20 protein-coding genes are annotated in these 18443 nt (G+C 69.6%); 12 read left to right on the top strand and 8 right to left on the bottom strand.

Annotation, left to right across the window (positions count from 1 at the left end; all coding sequences use genetic code 11):
• Position 1: 1 nt before the first annotated feature.
• Complete coding sequence (locus AU194_RS03355) at positions 2 to 1114, bottom strand: epoxide hydrolase family protein (RefSeq protein WP_059087812.1); 1113 nt, start codon at positions 1112 to 1114, stop codon at positions 2 to 4.
• Between the two features lie 115 nt (positions 1115 to 1229).
• Entirely contained in the window at positions 1230 to 2078 is an 849-nt protein-coding gene (locus AU194_RS03350) for a helix-turn-helix transcriptional regulator (protein WP_231743140.1), read from the bottom strand.
• Between the two features lie 58 nt (positions 2079 to 2136).
• Between AU194_RS03350 and AU194_RS03345 the strand changes: the two genes are divergently transcribed.
• Genes AU194_RS03345 through AU194_RS03320 form a run of 6 tightly spaced genes read left to right on the top strand, consistent with a single transcriptional unit; the run spans position 2137 to position 6813 of the window.
• Positions 2137 to 3834: an AMP-binding protein gene (locus AU194_RS03345; protein ID WP_059087810.1), complete on the top strand. Its 1698-nt coding sequence runs from the start codon at positions 2137 to 2139 to the stop codon at positions 3832 to 3834.
• On the top strand, positions 3831 to 5456 hold the full coding sequence (locus AU194_RS03340) for an AMP-binding protein (RefSeq protein ID WP_059087809.1): 1626 nt from the start codon (positions 3831 to 3833) through the stop codon (positions 5454 to 5456). Before AU194_RS03345 ends, AU194_RS03340 begins: the two co-directional genes overlap by 4 nt.
• 36 nt (positions 5457 to 5492) lie before the next feature.
• Entirely contained in the window at positions 5493 to 5873 is a 381-nt protein-coding gene (locus AU194_RS03335; RefSeq protein WP_059087808.1) for a hypothetical protein, read from the top strand.
• A gap of 9 nt (positions 5874 to 5882) precedes the next feature.
• Positions 5883 to 6314, top strand: a complete 432-nt coding sequence (locus tag AU194_RS03330) for a hypothetical protein (protein ID WP_059087807.1) — start codon at positions 5883 to 5885, stop codon at positions 6312 to 6314.
• Between the two features lie 38 nt (positions 6315 to 6352).
• Positions 6353 to 6565, top strand: coding sequence for a DUF3072 domain-containing protein (locus AU194_RS03325; RefSeq protein WP_059087843.1), 213 nt, complete (start codon positions 6353 to 6355; stop codon positions 6563 to 6565).
• Positions 6565 to 6813, top strand: a complete 249-nt coding sequence (locus AU194_RS03320) for a hypothetical protein (protein ID WP_059087806.1) — start codon at positions 6565 to 6567, stop codon at positions 6811 to 6813. The genes AU194_RS03325 and AU194_RS03320 overlap by 1 nt, the downstream gene beginning before the upstream one ends.
• 4 nt (positions 6814 to 6817) lie before the next feature.
• Here AU194_RS03320 and AU194_RS03315 read toward each other — a convergent pair whose 3' ends face one another.
• Positions 6818 to 8290 (bottom strand): carboxyl transferase domain-containing protein, encoded by a 1473-nt coding sequence (locus AU194_RS03315; RefSeq protein WP_059087805.1) that lies wholly within the window; start codon positions 8288 to 8290, stop codon positions 6818 to 6820.
• A gap of 27 nt (positions 8291 to 8317) precedes the next feature.
• Between AU194_RS03315 and AU194_RS03310 the strand changes: the two genes are divergently transcribed.
• Genes AU194_RS03310 through AU194_RS03285 form a run of 6 tightly spaced genes read left to right on the top strand, consistent with a single transcriptional unit; the run spans position 8318 to position 14841 of the window.
• Positions 8318 to 9052 (top strand): enoyl-CoA hydratase, encoded by a 735-nt coding sequence (locus AU194_RS03310; protein ID WP_059087804.1) that lies wholly within the window; start codon positions 8318 to 8320, stop codon positions 9050 to 9052.
• 1 nt (position 9053) lies between these two features.
• Positions 9054 to 10181: an MBL fold metallo-hydrolase gene (locus AU194_RS03305; RefSeq protein WP_059087803.1), complete on the top strand. Its 1128-nt coding sequence runs from the start codon at positions 9054 to 9056 to the stop codon at positions 10179 to 10181.
• 10 nt (positions 10182 to 10191) lie between these two features.
• Positions 10192 to 11784, top strand: a complete 1593-nt coding sequence (locus tag AU194_RS03300; RefSeq protein ID WP_059087802.1) for a serine hydrolase — start codon at positions 10192 to 10194, stop codon at positions 11782 to 11784.
• Entirely contained in the window at positions 11781 to 14177 is a 2397-nt protein-coding gene (locus tag AU194_RS03295) for a cation-translocating P-type ATPase (protein WP_059087801.1), read from the top strand. Before AU194_RS03300 ends, AU194_RS03295 begins: the two co-directional genes overlap by 4 nt.
• A 10-nt stretch (positions 14178 to 14187) precedes the next feature.
• Positions 14188 to 14406 carry an antitoxin gene (locus tag AU194_RS03290; protein WP_059087800.1) on the top strand — a complete coding sequence of 73 codons (219 nt, stop codon included), beginning with the start codon at positions 14188 to 14190 and terminating at the stop codon, positions 14404 to 14406.
• A gap of 3 nt (positions 14407 to 14409) precedes the next feature.
• Positions 14410 to 14841, top strand: coding sequence for an SRPBCC family protein (locus AU194_RS03285; protein ID WP_059087799.1), 432 nt, complete (start codon positions 14410 to 14412; stop codon positions 14839 to 14841).
• 66 nt (positions 14842 to 14907) lie between these two features.
• On the opposite strand, the gene AU194_RS03280 is transcribed toward AU194_RS03285, so the two are convergent.
• From AU194_RS03280 to AU194_RS03265, 5 genes are all read right to left on the bottom strand, one after another.
• Positions 14908 to 15288 (bottom strand): hypothetical protein, encoded by a 381-nt coding sequence (locus tag AU194_RS03280; RefSeq protein ID WP_059087798.1) that lies wholly within the window; start codon positions 15286 to 15288, stop codon positions 14908 to 14910.
• A gap of 18 nt (positions 15289 to 15306) precedes the next feature.
• Entirely contained in the window at positions 15307 to 15912 is a 606-nt protein-coding gene (locus AU194_RS03275; RefSeq protein ID WP_369804019.1) for a hypothetical protein, read from the bottom strand.
• Between the two features lie 80 nt (positions 15913 to 15992).
• A complete protein-coding gene (locus AU194_RS32825) occupies positions 15993 to 16121 on the bottom strand; it encodes a hypothetical protein (RefSeq protein WP_255374822.1) in 129 nt (42 codons plus the stop codon).
• Positions 16114 to 16917, bottom strand: coding sequence for a CbbQ/NirQ/NorQ/GpvN family protein (locus AU194_RS03270; RefSeq protein WP_059087796.1), 804 nt, complete (start codon positions 16915 to 16917; stop codon positions 16114 to 16116). Before AU194_RS03270 ends, AU194_RS32825 begins: the two co-directional genes overlap by 8 nt.
• Positions 16914 to 18443, bottom strand: coding sequence for a nitric oxide reductase activation protein NorD (locus AU194_RS03265; protein WP_059087795.1), 1530 nt, complete (start codon positions 18441 to 18443; stop codon positions 16914 to 16916). Before AU194_RS03265 ends, AU194_RS03270 begins: the two co-directional genes overlap by 4 nt.

Genomic DNA, 18443 nt, shown 5'->3' with positions numbered 1-18443 from the left:
GTCAGCGCACGCCGTCGAAGAACGCCGCCACGTCCTCGGCGAACAGCTGCGGCTGCTCGAACGCCGCGAAGTGCCCGCCGCGCGGCATCGTCGTCCAGTGGGTGATGTGGTAGACGTCCTCGCACCAGTGCCGCGGTGCGCGCAGGATCTCCTTCGGGAACGCCGCGACGCCGGTCGGCAGCCGCACCGGGTCGCCGCCGCCGAAGCTGCCGAAGCTGCCGAAGCTCTCCCAGTACAGCCGCGCCGAGGAGGCCCCAGACGCGGTCGCCCAGTAGAGCATCACGTTGTCGAGCAGTTCGTCGCGGCTCAGCACGTTTTCGGGGTGGCCGTCGCAGTCGGTCCACGACCAGAACTTCTCGACGATCCAGGCCAACTGCGCGACGGGGGAGTCGACGAGCCCGTAGCCCAGGGTCTGCGGCCGCGTCGACTGCTGTTTGGAGTAGCCCGAATCCCAGCGCTGGTAGTACTGCAGGCGTTCCAGCGCCGCGACCTCTTCCTCGGTGGGGTTCGACAGGTCCTTCGGCGGCCGTCCCATCGGCATGTTGGTGTGGATCGCGACGCACCCGCGCTCGTTGCGGCCGATCTGCGTGGTCACCGCCGCGCCCCAGTCGCCGCCCTGAGCGCCGTAGCGGTCATAGCCGAGGCGCCCCATCAGCTCGTCCCACGCCAGCGCGATGCGCTCGACGCCCCAGCCGGTCGCGGTCGGCTTGCCGGAGAAGCCGTAGCCGGGGAGCGACGGGCACACCACGTCGAAGCCGGCGTCCGTGAGCGGTTCGATGACCTTGCCGAATTCGACGACGGAGCCGGGCCAGCCGTGGGTGATGATCAGCGGGAACGCGTCGGGCCGGCCCGAGCGCTGATGAATGAAGTGGATGTCGAGGCCGTCGATCTCGGTGGTGAACTGGTCGAACCGGTTGAGCAAGGCTTCGCGGGCGCGCCAGTCGTAGCCGTCGGCCCAGTAGTCGGCCAGTTCCCGGGTGTAGGCCAGCGGGATGCCCTGACTCCAGTCGTCGACACATTCGGGTTCCGGCCATCTGGTGTTCGCGAGCCGGGTCTTCAGGTCGTCGAGGACGGCGTCGGGCACGTCGATGCGGAACGGTGTGACAGCGGGCACACCATCGATCTTTACACGGGACGTCAGGGCAGCAGGCGCAGCAGCCGCGCCCGCGAGACTGCGGTGAGATCGCGTTCCTGCGCCGAAACGAGATCTGTGAGCAGTCTCGGCGGCGTCAGGGCAGCAGGCGCAGCAGCCGCGCCCGCGATACCGATTCGTGCCGGGTCCGGGTGCCGAGTTTGGCCGCCGAGCTGCGCAGATAACTCTTCACCGTCTCCGGCTTCAACGAGAGCCGTTGCGCCGCTTCGGCATTGCTGCAGCCGAGGGCGACCTGGGCCAGCACGTCGAGTTCGCGGGTGGTCAGCGCGGCGTCCGGGGCGGGCACCTCAGCACCGAGGGCCTGGGCCAGCCGGTCGGCCAGTTCGCGCAGCGGCGCGCCGTCGGCGGACTCGGCGGCCAGCCTGCGCAGGTCGGCGTGCACCTCGCGGATCTGTTCGGTGCCGGCGATCCCCGCGGCCGAAGCGGCCTGCGCCGCCTCCCGCAGCCGCAGCCGCCGATCCACCTCGTCGCGGATGCGCAGTTCGGTCGCCAGCCGGCGCGCCGACCCGACGATGAAGTCCGCGGTCTGATCGGCGATCGGCGCCGCCGCGCGCTGCGCCCCGTAGAGCACCGCGCGCGTGGTGCCGTCCACGACCACCGGGACGGCCAAAACGGACAGGATCCCCTCGCCGAGGACGGGCCCGTCGTAGTCGTGGGTGATGGTGAGGTCGCGGCGGTAGTCGCTCACCGCCATCGGCCGCGCGGCCACCACCGTCACCCCGCCCAGCCCGGAGTTCGGGCGCACCGCCAGCCCGCGCAACCCGGCGGTCCTGGCGCCGACGAACTCGCTGAGCAGCAGCGTCCGGTCGAACACCTCGCCGCCGAACGTCACCGGTAGCCCCGTCCTCGACGCGATTTGCCGCAGTTCGGCGCGCAGTGCGTCGGCGTCGCGCGGCCGCAGCAGCGGCGAGGCGGACGGGCGCACGGTGAACACCCTCTTTCGGGGGTAGCGAGTGGACGTGTGTGACGTAGAGCATATCGGCATGGGTACCAACACCGATCTGTACCGCAGCGCGCGTGACCAGTTGGTCGCGGTCATCGGCGACTACGACAAGGCCGTTCAGACGTTCGAATGGCCGCGCCTGACCGGCACCTTCAACTGGGCCACCGACTGGTTCGACGTCATCGCCCGCGACCCGGCCACCGCCGACCGGCTGGCGTTGTGGATCGTCGAGGAGGACGGCCGCGAGGAGCAGGTCACCTTCGCTCAGATGGCCGACCGTTCCGACCGGGTGGCGACCTGGCTGGAGCGGCGCGGTGTGGGCAAGGGCGACCGGGTGATCCTGATGCTCGGCAACCAGGTCGAGCTGTGGGAGGCGATGCTGGCGGTCGCCAAGCTCGGTGCGGTCACCATGCCCACCACCGGTGCGTTGGGTCCGGCCGACCTCGCCGACCGCATCACCCGCGGCGGCGCGACGGCGGTGATCGCCAACGCCGCAGACACCGACAAGTTCACCGACGTGCCGGGCGACTACACGCGCATCGCGGTCGGCGGATCGGTCGAAGGCTGGCTGTCCTACGCCGACGCCTACGAGGCCGTGTCGGCCGGGCCGTTCACCGCACGCACCACCGTCGACGACACGATGCTCATCTACTTCACCTCGGGCACCACCAGCAAGCCCAAACGCGTCGAGCACTCCCAGGTCAGCTATCCGGTCGGGCATCTGTCGACGATGGCGTGGATCGGACTGCGGCCCGGCGACGTGCACCTGGCGATCAGTTCGCCGGGGTGGGCCAAGCACGCGTGGAGCTGTTTCTTCGCACCGTGGATCGCCGAGGCGACGATCTTCGTCTACAACTACCGCCGCTTCGACGCCGCGGCGCTGCTGCGCCAGCTCGACCGTGCGAAGGTCAATACGTTCTGCGCCCCGCCGACGGTGTGGCGCATGCTCATCCAGTGCGATCTCGGCGCGAAACCCGCTGGGCTGCGGGAGATCCTGGGTGCGGGTGAACCGCTCAACCCCGACGTCATCGCGCAGGTGGAGAAGGCGTGGGGGTTGACGATCCGTGACGGCTTCGGGCAGACCGAGACCACGCTGCAGATCGGCAACACCCCCGGCCAGCCGCTCAAGCCCGGGTCGATGGGCCGCCCGATGCCGGGTGTGCCGGTCGTGCTGATCGATCCGCTCACCGGTGCGCCCGCCGACGAGGGCGAGATCTGCCTGGACCTGAGCCGGCGCCCGGTGAACCTGATGACCGGCTACCTGGGCGACCCGGCCCGCAACGCGGCGGTCACCGAGGGTGGCTACTACCACACCGGCGATGTGGCGCAACGAGATTCGGACGGCTACATCACCTACATCGGTCGTACCGACGACGTCTTCAAATCCTCGGACTACAAGGTGTCGCCGTTCGAGCTGGAGAGCGTGCTCATCGAACACCCTGCGGTGGTGGAGGCCGCGGTGGTGCCGCAGCCCGACGACACCCGACTGTCGGTGCCGAAAGCGTATGTGGCGCTTGCCGAAGGCTGGACCGCCGACGCCGACACCGCGAAATCGATCATGGAGTACGCGCGCGATCACCTCGCGCCGTACCTGAAGGTGCGCCGGGTCGAGTTCTACGAGCTGCCCAAGACGATTTCGGGCAAGATCCGCCGGGTCGAGTTGCGCCGCCGCGAAGAGGACAGCGCCGGCCGGACCATCCCCACCGAATACCGCTACGAGGATCTGGTGACCGGATGAAGTCCTACGACGCCGGGCCCACCGCCACGCCGATCATCGAGGAGACGATCGGCGCGCACTTCGAGGCCATCGTCGCCCAGCACCCGGATGTCGAGGCGCTGGTCGAGGTGTCCACCGGTCGTCGCTGGACCTACGCCGAGCTCAACGACGAGATCGACCTGGTGGCACGGGGGCTGATCGCGCGCGGGGTGGAACGCGGTGAGCGGGTGGGGATCTGGGCACCCAACTGCGCCGAGTGGACGGTGGTGCAGTACGCGGCGGCCAAGATCGGCGCGATCCTGGTCAACATCAACCCGGCCTACCGCACCCACGAATTGGCCTATGTCCTCAAACAGTCCGGGGTACGCACGCTGGTCGCGGCGACGTCGTTCAAGAGCTCGGACTACGTGTCGATGGTCGAGGAGGTGCGACCGCAGTGCACCAGCCTGCGCGACGTGGTGTTCCTCGGCACCGACGACTGGGGGAAGCTGCGCCACGGCGCCGCGGGCGTGACCGACAGGCAGTTGCGAAACTGCATGGCCGAGTTGAGCCCCAGCGATCCGGTCAACATCCAGTACACGTCGGGGACGACCGGCTTCCCCAAGGGTGCGACGCTGTCGCACCGCAATATCCTCAACAACGGGTTCTTCGTCACCGAGCTGATCCGTCTCGGCCCTGCCGACCGGCTGTGCATCCCGGTGCCGTTCTACCACTGCTTCGGAATGGTGATGGGCAACCTCGGCTGCACCACCCACGGCACCACCATGGTCATCCCGGCCCCCGGCTTCGATCCCGGCCTCACTCTCGCCGCGATCGAGAAGGAAAGGTGCACAGGCGTTTACGGGGTGCCGACGATGTTCATCGCGATGCTCGCGCACCCCGATTTCGCGGGCACCGACCTGTCGTCGCTGCGGACGGGCATCATGGCCGGGTCGGTGTGCCCGATCGAGGTGATGAAGCGCTGCGTCACCGAGATGCACATGACCGAGGTCGCGATCGCCTACGGCATGACCGAGACCTCACCGGTGTCGTGTCAGACCCTGATCGAGGACGACCTCGAACGGCGTACCGAGACCATCGGCCGTGCCCATCCGCACGTCGAGGTGAAGATCGTCGACCACGAGACGGGGGAGACCGTGGAACGCGGTGTGCCGGGCGAGTTCTGCACGCGCGGTTACTCGGTGATGCTGGGCTATTGGAACGATCCCGACAAGACGGCCGAGGCGATCGACCCCGACGGCTGGATGCACACCGGTGACCTCGCGGTGATGCGCGAGGACGGCTACTGCAACGTCGTCGGCCGGATCAAGGACATGGTGATCCGCGGCGGCGAGAACGTGTATCCCCGGGAGGTCGAGGAGTTCCTCTACACCCATCCCGACGTCGAGGACGCCCAGGTGATCGGGGTGCCCGACGACAGGTACGGCGAGGAGATCTGCGCCTGGATCCGGATGAAGCCGAACCGGCCGCCGTTGACCGCCGAAGCGGTGCGGGAGTTCGCGCGCGACAAGCTCGCCCACTACAAGATCCCCCGGTACGTGCACATCGTCGACGAGTTCCCGATGACCGTGACCGGCAAGGTCCGCAAGGTCGACATGCGCGAGGAGAGCACCCGACTGCTCGGGTTGGATTCCTCCAGCTGAGCTGCGGCGATCTGCCGGTGCTGCGAGAATCGGACGATGTCCGCCGCACACCGGTCGGCCGTGTTCGCACGGCGGGGGTGCGCGCTGCTCGCGGTGGTCTCCGCGGGCCTGCACGTCGGGTCGCTGGGCCACGCCGCCCATCCCGCCGCCGCCGTCGTGCTGGTCGCGATGGTCGGCGGCTGCCTCTACTGCGCCCGTGAGCTGTGGTTGGCGGGCACGCTGCGCGCCTGGCTGACCGTCGCGTTGATGAACATCGCGATGATCGCGGTGCACCTGCCCGCGCCCGCGCACCACCACGACGACCCGGTGCACGCCCCGCCCGCGCTGGGCGTCGCCACGGTGTTCGCGATGGTCGAGGTCGCTGCCGCGGCGGCGGTGCTCTACGTCCGTACGCGGCATCGGGGTCTGCCGGGATAATCGAGCGCGATGTCGACTCCGACGCTCGCCCTTCTCGCCGTGACCGCTCTCTACGCCTGCGTGGTGTTCGCCGGCCGTATGTACGAGGCCCTCGCCGTCGACCCGTTCTGGCCGCGCCGGCCCGGCATCGTGCAGGCGCACAACGGCGGGATCTCGCGACGCCGGTTCTGGCGGCCCGCGTACGCGGTGTTCGAGGTGCTGCTCGTGGTCAGCCTGATCGCCTTCTGGGGTGAGCCCGACGTGCGGACGGCCCTGCTCGTCGCGGCGGTCGGGCACGCCGTGTCGCGGGTGTGGTCGCTCCTCGACCCGCCGCCGGATGCGGCGGACCCGACGGGTGTCGACGAGGCGCGGGCGGTGGCGTGGACGCGGCGCGGGCTGGTGCGGCTGCCGCTGGACCTGATCGTGGCCGGGGCGGCATTGATCGCACTGATGTTCGTATGAGGCGCATAGTCGTGGGCGCGAGCGGGCATAGAACCGGCATGAGTGAAGACGCAGGCGTCGCGCCGCAGGAGAATCCGCAGAAGGACCAGTCGCAGTGGGTGACCGGCGACGAACCGATGACGGGTCCGCAGCGCAGTTATCTGAACACCCTGGCCCAGGAGGCGGGGGAGGAAGTCCCCGAGCACCTGAGCAAGGCGGAGGCATCGGAGATGATCGACCGACTACAGCAACAGACCGGACGGGGCCAGTGATGACGATCAGCGCAGACGACGTACGCAAACTGCTCGACACCGGCGGCGATGCCGTGCTCGTCCTCGTCGAGGGCCGCGCCGAGGTCGTCACCTCGGGTCAGTTGGGCTCCGAGCAGTACCGGGGTGCGCTCGAGATCATCTCGCGAGACGACCTCGCCAAGCGCCTCGGCGACGGTGACGTGGACGACCGGCGACTCGAGGAACAGGCCGCCGCGTTGAACACCGCGGTCGACGAACTGGGCGGCTAGCGAGTCACGGCAGGCCGATCCGCCGGTACCGCTCCAATCGGCGCTGCAACCGGGTGGCCGCAGGCACGTCACGCAGCGCGGCGAGCTCGGCGGCGATCGTGTCCGAGAGGCGCTGGGTGAACTCCAGCGGTTCGTCGGCGGCGTCCGGACGCTCCCCGACGACGGTGTCCACGATCCCGTTGCGCAGCAGATCCGCCGACCGCACACCTTGCGCCTGCGCCAGTTCCGCGGCGTGGTCGAGGTCGCGGTAGACGATCGCGCTGGCGCCCTCGGGCGGCAACGGCGCCAGCCAGCCGTGCAGCGCGGCCAGCACCCGGTCGGCGGGGACCATCGCCAGCGCGGGTCCACCGGAGCCCTGGCCCAGCAGCACCGACACCGTCGGGGTGTCGAGGGTGACGAGGTCGGCGAGGCAGCGCGCGATCTCCCCGGCCAGACCGCCCTCTTCGGCCTCCACCGTCAACGCGGGCCCCGCGGTATCGATGACAAGGACCAACGGCAGCTGCAACCCGGCGGCCAGCGCCATCCCGCGGCGCGCCTCCCGCAGCGCCGCCGGCCCGACCATGCCGCCGACCACCCGCTGCTGTCCGAGGACGACGGCGGGCTGACCGCCGAACCGGGCCAGCGCCAGCAGCGTCGTCGCCGCCTCGCCGCGCCCCGTTCCCGAGAGCAGCACCCGGTCGGTGGTGCCGTGCCGCAGCAGGTAGCCCACCCCCGGCCGGTCCGGGCGCCGCGACGCCTCGACCGACGTCCACGCAGGCACGTCGGGCAGCGGTTCCTGCGGCGGCGAGGACGGGGCGTCGCCGGGCCGGTCGGAGACGACGGTGAGCGCGCGGTTGAGCGTCGCGCGCAGCAGCTCCAGCGGCACCACACCGTCGATCACGCCGTGCCGGTGCAGGTTCTCCGCGGTCTGGATGCCCGATGGGAACGGTTCGCCGTAGAGGTGTTCGTAGACCCGGGGGCCGAGGAAGCCGACCAGCGCACCGGGTTCGGCGGCGGTGACGTGCCCGAGCGACCCCCACGACGCGAACACCCCGCCCGTGGTCGGGTGGCGCAGATACACCAGGTACGGCAGGTGCGCCTGTTTGTGCAGCTCCACCGCGGCGGCGATCTTGACCATCTGCAGGAACGCGACCGTGCCCTCCTGCATGCGGGTGCCACCCGACGACGGTGACGCCACCAGCGGGAGCCGTTCGGCGGTGGCCCGCTGCACCGCAGCGGTGATGCGTTCGGCCGCGGCGACCCCGATCGAGCCGGCCAGGAAGTCGAATTCGCACGCCACCACCGCGACGCGGCGCCCGAACACGCGGCCCTCCCCGGTCAGCACGGATTCGTCGAGTCCGGTCTTGTCCGCGGCGGCCGCCAGGTCGGCGCGGTAGGCGTCGGTGGTGGCCACCTTCAGCGGCGGGACGTCCCAACTGCGGAACGACCCCTCGTCGAGGACGGTGTCGCGCAGCTGAAGGGCACCGATCCGGCTCACGCTGCCAAGGCTATATATGGTGGCCCCATGATCGGTGTCACCCGCGACGGTCAAGTGCTGACCCTGGAGATGCAGCGGCCCGAGCGCCGCAACGCGCTCAACGCCGAACTCGTCGACGGCCTGCGCGAGACCATCGAGAAGGCCGCCACCGAGGACGTCCGCGCCATGGTGCTGACCGGGCAGGGCCACGTGTTCAGCTCCGGCGCGGACCTGTCCGGCGGCCAGGGCGTCGCCGACGAGCTGCCCGACAAGGCCAAGGCGCTCAACGTCGCGATCGACCGGGCGCCGTTCCCGGTGATCGCCGCCATCAACGGCCCGGCGATCGGCGCGGGCGTCATCCTCGCGATGATCTGCGATCTGCGGGTCGTCACGCCGGAGGCGTACTTCCAGTTCCCGGTCGCGAAATACGGTATCGCCCTTGACAACTGGAGCATCCGCCGGTTGACCTCGCTGGTCGGGGCGGGCCGGGCGCGGGGCATGCTGCTGGCCGCCGAGCGGTTGACCGCCGACCTCGCGCTGCAGACCGGAATGGCGAACCGGTCCGGCACGCTCGCCGACGCGCAGGCCTGGGCGCAGGAGATCGCGGGTTTCGCCCCGCTGGCGCTGCAGCACGCCAAGCGGGTACTCAACGACGACGGCGCCTACGAGGACCCGTGGCCCGCCCATCAGGAGTTGTTCGACAGGGCCTGGACGAGCCAGGACATCATCGAGGCGCAGGTCGCGCGGATCGAGAAGCGGCCGCCGAGGTTCAAGGGGGCCTGAGGTGATCGGGGCGGCACTGCGGTTCGGGTTCGGTACGGCCACGGTGCTGGCCGGCGGCTGGGCGCTGCGGGCGCTGCAGGGCACCCCCGCGTCGCTGGGCGCCACCCCCGCCGAGATCCACGCGGTCGCCCGGCGCTCCCCGAACTACCGCGACGGCGTGTTCGTCAACCGCGAACCCGCCGCCACCATGACCATGGACGCCGAACAGGGCCGGCTCCTGATGCGCGACATGTTCTTCGCCGGCGAGGACGGCAGACCGGGCGGCCCGATCCCGGTCGTGAAGCCGACCACCGCCGACACCGACGCCGCCGGGCTGGCCGCGTACTGGCACGGCCACTCCACGACCCTGGTCGAGGTGGACGGCTACCGTGTACTGACCGACCCGATCTGGAGCGACCGCTGTTCGCCGTCCCGCGCCGTCGGCCCGCACCGCATGCACGAACCCCCGCTCCCGTTGGATCAGCTGCCCGCGGTCGACGCCGTGCTGATCAGCCACGACCACTACGACCACCTCGACATCGACACGATCTTGTGCCTCGCACGCAGCCAGCGGGCGCCGTTCCTCGTCCCGCTCGGCGTCGGTGCCCACCTACGCAAGTGGGGGATCTCCCCGACGCGGATCGTCGAACTCGACTGGAATGAGAGCCACCGGCTCGGTGATCTCACGCTGACGTGCACCCCGGCCCGGCACTTCTCCGGACGGCTGTTCACCCGCAACACCACGCTGTGGGCGTCGTGGGTGATCGCAGGTCCGAAGCACCGCGCGTTCTTCGGCGGCGACACCGGCTACACCTCCGCGTTTCCCGAGATCGGTTCCGAACACGGGCCTTTCGACCTCACGCTGCTCCCCGTGGGCGCCTACCACCCGGCGTGGCCCGACATCCACATGAACCCCGAGGAGGCGGTGCGCGCCCACCGCGACATGACCGACGCCGGCGGGGGTGTGCTGCTGCCCATCCACTGGGGCACGTTCCGGCTGGCGCCGCACCCCTGGGCCGAACCGGTGCAGCGGCTGCTGGCGGCCGCCGGGCCGGCCGGGGTCAGCGTCGTGGTGCCCAAACCGGGTGAGCGTGTCGAACGTGGCGCGTCACCGTCGATAGAGCCGTGGTGGGAGCTGCCGAGCGGCTAGCGTATCGGCTGTGAAACGCCGACTCGTGCCGTTCGTCGCCCTCGCCGCCTCGGCGGCCCTGGTCGCGGGCTGCGACTCCGCACCGTCCGAGGAGCCGCAGGCGTCGCAGACCGCCCCGGCGCCGGCGCGGGCCGACGTCCCGCCACCCCTGGTCCCCTCGGGGCCACTGCCCGACGACGCGGTCGACAAGGCCGTCGGACAGCTCGACGGGATGGTCGAGGACCTGATGGGCAAGACCGGTATCCCGGGGATGGCCGTCGCCGTGGTGCACGGCGGGAAGACGGTGTACGCCAAGGGTTTCGGTGTCACCGATGTCAAGACCGGTGCGAAAGTGAACCCCGACACGGTGTTCCAGCTCGCGTCGGTGTCCAAGCCGCTGGGCGCGACGGTCGTCGCGCAGCAGGTGGGGCAGGGCGAGATCGGCTGGGACACCCCGGTCGTGTCGAAGTTGCCGTGGTTCGCGCTGTCGGATCCGGCCGTCACGCAGATGGTCACCGTCGGGGACCTGTACTCCCACCGCTCCGGACTGCCCGACCACGCCGGCGACCTGCTCGAGGACATCGGCTACGACCGGCGCGCGATCCTCGAGCGGCTGCGGCAGCTGCCGCTCGCGCCGTTCCGGGATTCCTACGCCTACACCAACTTCGGACTCACCGCCGCGGCCGAGGCGGTCGCGGTCAGCGCGGGCAAGACGTGGGAGGACCTCAGCGAGGAGGTGCTGTACCGGCCGCTGGGCATGACGTCGACCAGCAGCCGGTTCGCCGACTACGAGAAGCGTCCCGACCGCGCCGTCGGCCACATCCACGTCGACGACCGCTACGAACCGCTGTACGTCCGCGACGCCGACGCGGAAGGCCCGGCGGGCGGGGCGAGTTCGTCGGTCAACGACATGGCCAAGTGGCTGGCCATGGTCCTCGCCGACGGCAAGTCCGGCGACGGCCAGCTCATCGAGTCCGACGCGCTGCTGCCCGCGCTCACCCCGCAGAGCGTGTCCAGCCCGGCGAGCGAACCCGCGATGCGCACCGGCTTCTACGGGTTCGGCTTCAACGTCGGCACCACGTCGTCGGCGCGGGTGGAGCTCAGCCATTCGGGGGCCTTCGAACTCGGCGCGGGCACCAACTTCCTGATCCTGCCGTCGGCGGACGTCGCAATCGTGGCGCTCACCAACGCCACTCCGGCAGGAATCCCCGAGGCGCTCACCGCCCAGTTCGCCGACCTCGTCCAGTTCGGTGAGGTGCGCGAGGATTGGTTCGGGCTGTACCACAAGGCTTTCGAGGACATGGAGAAGCCGCTCGGCTCGCTCGTCGGCAAGCAGCCGCCCGCCAACCCGGCCCCGTCGCCGCCGCCCGCACAGTTGGCCGGCGTCTACAACAACGAGTTCTGGGGGCCGGCCGAGGTCAGCGAGGCAGGCGGCACCCTCGGCCTCGAGCTCGGCCCGCGCGGCGAGGTGTGGCCGCTCAAGCACTGGGACGGCAACGTGTTCACGTTCAGCTTCGTCAGCGAGAACTCCCCGCCGGGGTCGGTGTCCAAGGCGACGTTCGACGGCAACCGGCTCACGCTGGAGTACTTTGACGAAGAGCACAACGGGGTCTTCGTCAAGTGACCGCGGGTCCGGCCGTCACGGTCGCCGGGCTGACCGATGAGGAGGTCGCCCGGCGGATCGCCGAGCGCCAGTCGAACGACGTCCCAACCCGCGCCGCCCGCACCGCCGGGGAGATCGTGCGCGCCAACGTCTTCACCCGCATCAACGCGATCCTCGGCGTGCTGTTCGTCATCGTGCTGTCCACCGGGTCGGTCATCAACGGCGCCTTCGGTCTGCTGATCATCGCCAACAGCGCAATCGGCATCATCCAGGAACTGCGCGCCAAACAGACACTCGACAAACTCGCCATCGTCGGGCAGGCGAAACCGTTGGTGCGCCGGAGATCCGGCACCCGGCCGCTGGCGCCCAGCGAGGTCGTGCTCGACGACATCATCGAACTCGGACCCGGCGACCAGATCGTCGTCGACGGGGAGGTGGTCGAGGACAGCAACCTCGAGGTCGACGAATCCCTCCTCACCGGGGAGGCCGATCCGATCGCGAAGGACGTCGGCGACACCGTCATGTCCGGCAGTTTCGTCGTCGCAGGTTCGGGCGCGTACCGCGCCACCCGGGTCGGGCGGGAGGCGTACGCCGCCAAACTCGCCGAGGAGGCCAGCAAGTTCACACTGGTGAAATCCGAACTGCGCAGCGGGATCAACCAGATTCTGCGGTTCATCACCTACCTGCTGGTGCCCGCCGGGCTACTCACCATCTACACCCAGCTGTTCACCACCGAAACCGGCTGGCGGCGTGCGGTGTTGGCCATGGTGGGCGCGCTGGTGCCGATGGTGCCCGAAGGTCTGGTGCTGATGACGTCGATCGCGTTCGCGGTGGGCGTGGTCCGGCTGGGCCGGCGCAAGTGTCTGGTCAACGAACTGCCCGCGATCGAAGGGCTGGCCCGCGTCGACGTGGTGTGCGCCGACAAGACCGGCACATTGACCGAGAACGGGATGCGGTTGTCGGGGCTCAAGGCCGTCACGACGGCCGATCATGTCGAGGACGTGCTGGCGTCGATGGCCGCCGACGACACCCGGCCGAACGCGAGCATGCAGGCCATCGCCGAGGCCTACCCGGACGCCCCGGGCTGGACCGCCACCGCCGTCGCCCCGTTCAAATCGGCCACCAAGTGGAGCGGGGTGTCCTACGGCGAACACGGCAACTGGCTGATCGGGGCACCCGACGTGCTGCTCGACCCGTCGTCACCGGTCGCCGAACAGGCCGAGGCGATCGGCGCCGACGGGCTGCGCGTGCTGCTGGTGGGGTCCTCCGACCTGCCGGTAGACGATCCCGCCGCCCCGGGCACCGTGACGCCCGTCGCGCTGGTGGTGCTCGAACAGCGGGTGCGGCCCGACGCCCGCGACACCCTGGAGTACTTCGCCGCCCAGCACGTCTCGATCAAGGTCATCTCCGGCGACAACGCGCTGTCGGTGAGCGCGGTCGCCGGATCGCTGGGGCTGCGCGGCGAGTGCATGGACGCGCGCAACCTGCCCGGCGAGACCGACGAACTCGCCGACGAGATCGAAGCCCACACCACATTCGGCCGGGTCCGCCCGGATCAGAAACGCGCCATGGTGCACGCGCTGCAGTCCCGCGGGCACACCGTCGCGATGACCGGTGACGGCGTCAACGACGTGCTCGCGCTCAAGGACGCCGACATCGGCGTGGCGATGGGTGCGGGCAGCCCGGCCACCCGCGCCGTCGCGCAGATCGTGTTGCTGGACAACAAGTTCGCCACCCTGCCCTACGTCGTCGGCGAGGGCAGGCGGGTGATCGGCAACATCGAACGCGTCTCGAACCTGTTCCTGACCAAGACCGTGTACTCGGTGCTGCTGGCGGTCCTCGTCGGAGTGGCCGGGCTGGCATCGGAGATCTTCGACACCGACCCCTTGTTGTTTCCGTTCCAGCCGATCCACGTGACGATCGCGGCCTGGTTCACCATCGGCATCCCCGCGTTCGTGCTGTCGCTGGCGCCCAACAACGAACGCGCCCACACCGGGTTCGTCCGCCGGGTGATGACCGCGGCGCTGCCGTCGGGCCTGGTGGTGGGCACGGCGACGTTCGTGTCCTATTTGCTGGCCTATCAGGGTCGCGCGGCCAGTGAGGTCGAGCAGACCCAGGCCTCGACCGCGGCGCTCATCACGTTGCTGGTGACCGCGCTGTGGGTGCTCGCCGTGGTGGCCCGGCCGTATGAGTGGTGGCGGGTGCTGCTGGTGGGGGCCTCCGCGCTCGCCTACGGGGTGATCTTCTCCATCCCGTGGGCTCAGGACCTGTTCATCCTCGACCCGACGAACGTGCGGACGACGTCGACGGCGCTCGCGATCGGCCTGATCGGCGCGGTCGCGATCGAGGCCATCTGGTGGGGGCAGGGAAGGTTGCTGGGGGAGCGCCGCCGGGTGTGGCGGGCGCGCGACTAAACTGCATCGCATGGCATTTTTCGACAAGGTGAAGGACTGGGTGTCGAAGAACCCCGACAAGGCCGGCCAGGCGATCGAGAAGGCCGGCGACCTCTTCGACCAGAAGACCAAGGGCCGCTACGCCGACAAGGTGGACAAGGCGCAGAACGCGGCGCAGGACTACATCGACAAGAACAATCCTCAGCAGCGCCCGCCGGTCGATCCGCAGAACCCCCCGCTGCACCCCTAGGCCATGGCGAAACTCTCCGTCTCCGTCGACGTACCGCTCCCGCCGGAGAAGGCGTGGGAATGCGCCTCCGACCTCTCGCGGTACAAGGAATGGCTGTCCATCCACCGCGTGTGGCGCTCCAAGCTGCCCGAGACCCTCGAGAAGGGCGTCCAGATCGACTCGATCGTCGAGGTGATGGGCATGCCCAACCGGGTCAGCTGGACCATCGTCCACTACAAGCCGCCGCAGGCGATGACGCTCAACGGCAACGGCAAAGGCGGGGTGAAGGTCAAGCTGATCGGCAAGGTGTCACCCGCCGGTGACGGGTCGACGGTCACGTTCGACATCCACCTGGGCGGGCCCGCGCTGTTCGGCCCGATCGGCATGGTGGTCGCAGGCGCGCTCAAGAGCGACGTCCAGGAGTCGCTGAACCGCTTCAAGACGGTCTTCGCCTAGCCGAGGTCAGACGTAGCGCACGCTTTCCGCGGGAACGCGTGTGACAACCCTGACCTCGCGCGAGGTTCAGCCGCCCGCTCGCGCCTCACGCTCCTCGTGGATGCGCACCAGTTCGCGGAACCCCAGCCGGTTGTACTTGGGCACCGGCTGGATCCCCCACTCGTCCTGGGCGGTGTCCTTGCCCTCGGCGCCTTCGGGCGGGCCGAGCGGCGGGTACGGGTACTTGCACTCCAGCGCGTCGTCGGAGTACCGCACCTTGAGCAGTTCGCTGCAGATCTCGGTCAGGCTCAACGTGGGGTAGCCGTAGTAGACCGCCATGAACGGCAGCGTGAACGCACCCTCGACGACGAGCGCCACCAGGCAGACCAGCACCGCCCGTTTGATCCACTTGTGCATCCGCGCGTAGTACGGCGTTGTGCCGGGCGGCAGTTCCTCGGTGGTGGTCATGATCGTCTCCTAACCCGTTCAGTCCGAGAAGATTTCGCGATTGACGGTGTGCAGGTACGGGATGGCCAGGAAGGGCGTGATGTAGAAGATGTCGTAGAGCCACCAGCCGATCACCGGGAACACCACCCCGGCGTAGCGGACGTCGGCGAACATCGTCATGTTGAACACGTAGGCGCACCAGATCACCACGCCCATCCAGCAGGTGACGACCATCCACTGATGGCCCCAGCGCTTCATCTGCAGAAAGCCGATCGCGGCCGCCACCCGCATTGCGAACACCGTGAGGATCAGGCCGGCGACGAAGGCCTTCTCACCCGGCGCCGCCGACCCGCCGACCCAGGATTCGTTGTAGTGCCAGAAGTATCCGGCGTCGAACATGTTGCCCCAGCCGATCATCAGCACCCGGTTGATCAGCGTGTGGTTGGCCACCAGATCCAGCGCCCACCCGAGGCTGTTCAGCATCCCGTCGATCAGCACCAGGTAGCCGATCAGCGTGACGATCATCGGCCGCACCGACAGCCCGGCGCGCAGCGCCTGCCGCTGCAACCACACTCCGCGCATGAAGATCGGGAACCCGATCAGGCCGGGCGCCCACATCCCCATCAACGCCGCACCGGTGATCATCCACTTGTCGGCCCGGCGCTGGGCGGCCCGCGAACCTTCGGCGTGGTCCTCGAGGCTCACCGCGCCGAGCGCGGGGGAGTTCACAAGTCCCACCACCCTCGGGCGAACGACATGTACAGCTGGATACCGAACATCACCAGCAGATAGCCGTAGATGACGATCTGCAGGACGATCAGCGCCCGCTTGCGTTTGCGCTCTTGCTCATCCATGTCGGGCGTCCTTTCCTGGGGTGTCCAGACATGCGGCCGCGATCTCGCGGAGTCCGTCGGTGATGGCGCCGTCGGTGCTCAGCGGGGCGAGCACGCAGGCGTCGACGGCATCGAATTCGTCCGCCCCGGCGGCGATCAGCTGGGCGGCGCTGACCAACACCCGGGTGGACGGCGGTTCGAAGTGGAATGCCTCGTCCGCCGTGCGGATCGCGGTGGCGCAGTGCACCAGTCGCGCCGCGGTGCCCGCGTCGACACCCGCTTCGGCGACGACCACCTGCGTCTCGAGGGCTGGCGGCAGATACGACATCGGGATCGTCACGAACCGTTGGCGGAACGACGGTTTGAGTTCCTTGAGCGAACTGCGGTACGCCGGGTTGTAGGAGCAGACCAGCATGAAGGTGTCGGGCGCGGAGACGACCTCGCCCGCGCGGTCGAGGTAGAGCGCGCGGCGGTGGTCGGTCAGCGAGTGCAGGATGGCCAGCGAGTCATGGCGCGCCTCGACGACCTCGTCGAGGTAGCAGATCGCCCCGTCCTTGACCGCGCGAGTCAGCGGTCCGTCGGTCCACACCACGTCGCCGCCGGTGACCATGAACCGGCCCACGAGGTCCGCACTGGTCAGGTCGTCGTGGCAGCTGATCGTCACGACCGGTCGCCCCAGCAGGGATCCCATGTGTTCGACCAGCCGCGTCTTGCCGCAGCCGGTCGGACCGGTCAGCATCACGGGCAGCCGCCGGTGGTAGGCCTGTTCGAACAGCCGGACCTCGTTCCCGCCCGCGAGGTAGGTGTCGGCGCTCATGCGGCCACCAGCTCACGGTGCACATGGGCCAGCACGCGGGGTAGCTCCTCGATCCGCCGAATCCGTTGGGAGCGGCGGGATCCGAATACCTCGGGCAGCGGGTCGACCCGCGCAGGCCCGACCCCGACGTAGTAGATCGACACCCCGGCCTGGTGTGCCTCCTCCACGGCGTGGGCGGTGTCGGCCCACGCGTAGCGGCCCTCGTACCCCTCGTCGGAGATCAGCCCGTCGCCGATGACGATCAGCAACCGCCGTTCCGAGGGCTGGGCGAGCAACCGACTGGTCAGGTGGCGCAGCGGTGCGCCGAGCCGGGTGTAGCCGCCGGTGGTCAGGCCGAGGTTGCCGGGCGGGACGAAGCGGCGGTCACCGAAGTCCTTGAGGCAGTTCACCTCCACCCGGTGCCGGGTGTTGCCGGTGAACACGAAGATGCCGTGGCGTTCGCGGGCGACGGTCATCGCGCGAGACAGTGCGTCGGCGCACGCGAGTTCCAGCCGGAACACGCGGCCGCCGTGGACGCCGAGGGACGAGCTCCCGTCGAGCAGCAGGGCGGTGGTGACGTCGCGGCTGGCGGGGCGCAGGTCGCGGAAGACGCGCGGTTCGGTCGCCTTCCCGGTGCGGAGGTCGATGTAGTGGTCGACGTAGTGCGGGACATCGAGGTCCGCACCGTCCTCCAGTCGGCCGGTCATCGCGTGGTGGGTGCACTGCTCGAACCACTTACGCAAGTCGCTCGACCCTGAGATCGGTTGTGGTCGAGCCGCTTTGTGCGTGTGTTCCAGGACGGCGACGTGGTCGCGCAGGAAGGTCTCGGTCCATGCGTTCCATTCCGGATAGGGGATGCCCTTGCGGTGCTGCGGGGTGATGTCGCGGTCGTTGTCCTGGGGCCGGCTCGGTGGCGGCAGATTGGAGTTGCGCACGCCGCCGTCCCCGCCGACGGGCACCGAATACGGCCGGGGCAGCCGCTTCTGCGTGGACGTCCACGGCATCCGCCCGAACGTGCGGCGCATCCGGTCCGAGATGCCCTGCGGTGCCGTGTAGGCCAGCGGGAGCCGGCCGAGAAGGGCGGGGGCGGCCTGCGGTCCGTTGCGCGCCAGCGCGATCGCCCGGTCGAGCATCTCGTCGGCAGGCATGTCGGCGGAGGCGACCGGGATGTCGGGCAGCGCTCGACGTAGTTCCGCGAACAGACCCGGCCACGTCGCCGAGATCCAGCCGAGGGCGACACCGGCCTCCACCACGGTCAGCGCGGTCAGCTCGCGGGTGGTGAGTTCGTGCAGCCGGTAGCCGGCGATGCGCTCCTTGGATGGTGAACACTGCAGCGCGACACCGCAGGTCAGCGTTCGGCGGGTCCAGGTGTGGTCGGTCGGCGGATAGGGGACGTGCACGACGTCGAGGGCGGCGCCGACGCCGAATCGCCGCTGTGCACCGGTCACCAGCCGCACCCCCTCGCGGCGGTGCGCGCTGAGGACGACGGCGGTGAGCGCGCAACTGCGCTCGAGGGTGAGCGCGTGGGCGTCCTGCAGTGACGTCAC

The sequence above is a fragment of the Mycobacterium sp. GA-2829 genome (genome assembly GCF_001499965.1).
Lineage (GTDB): Bacteria > Actinomycetota > Actinomycetes > Mycobacteriales > Mycobacteriaceae > Mycobacterium.
This window is presented reverse-complemented; position numbering and strand designations above follow the sequence as displayed.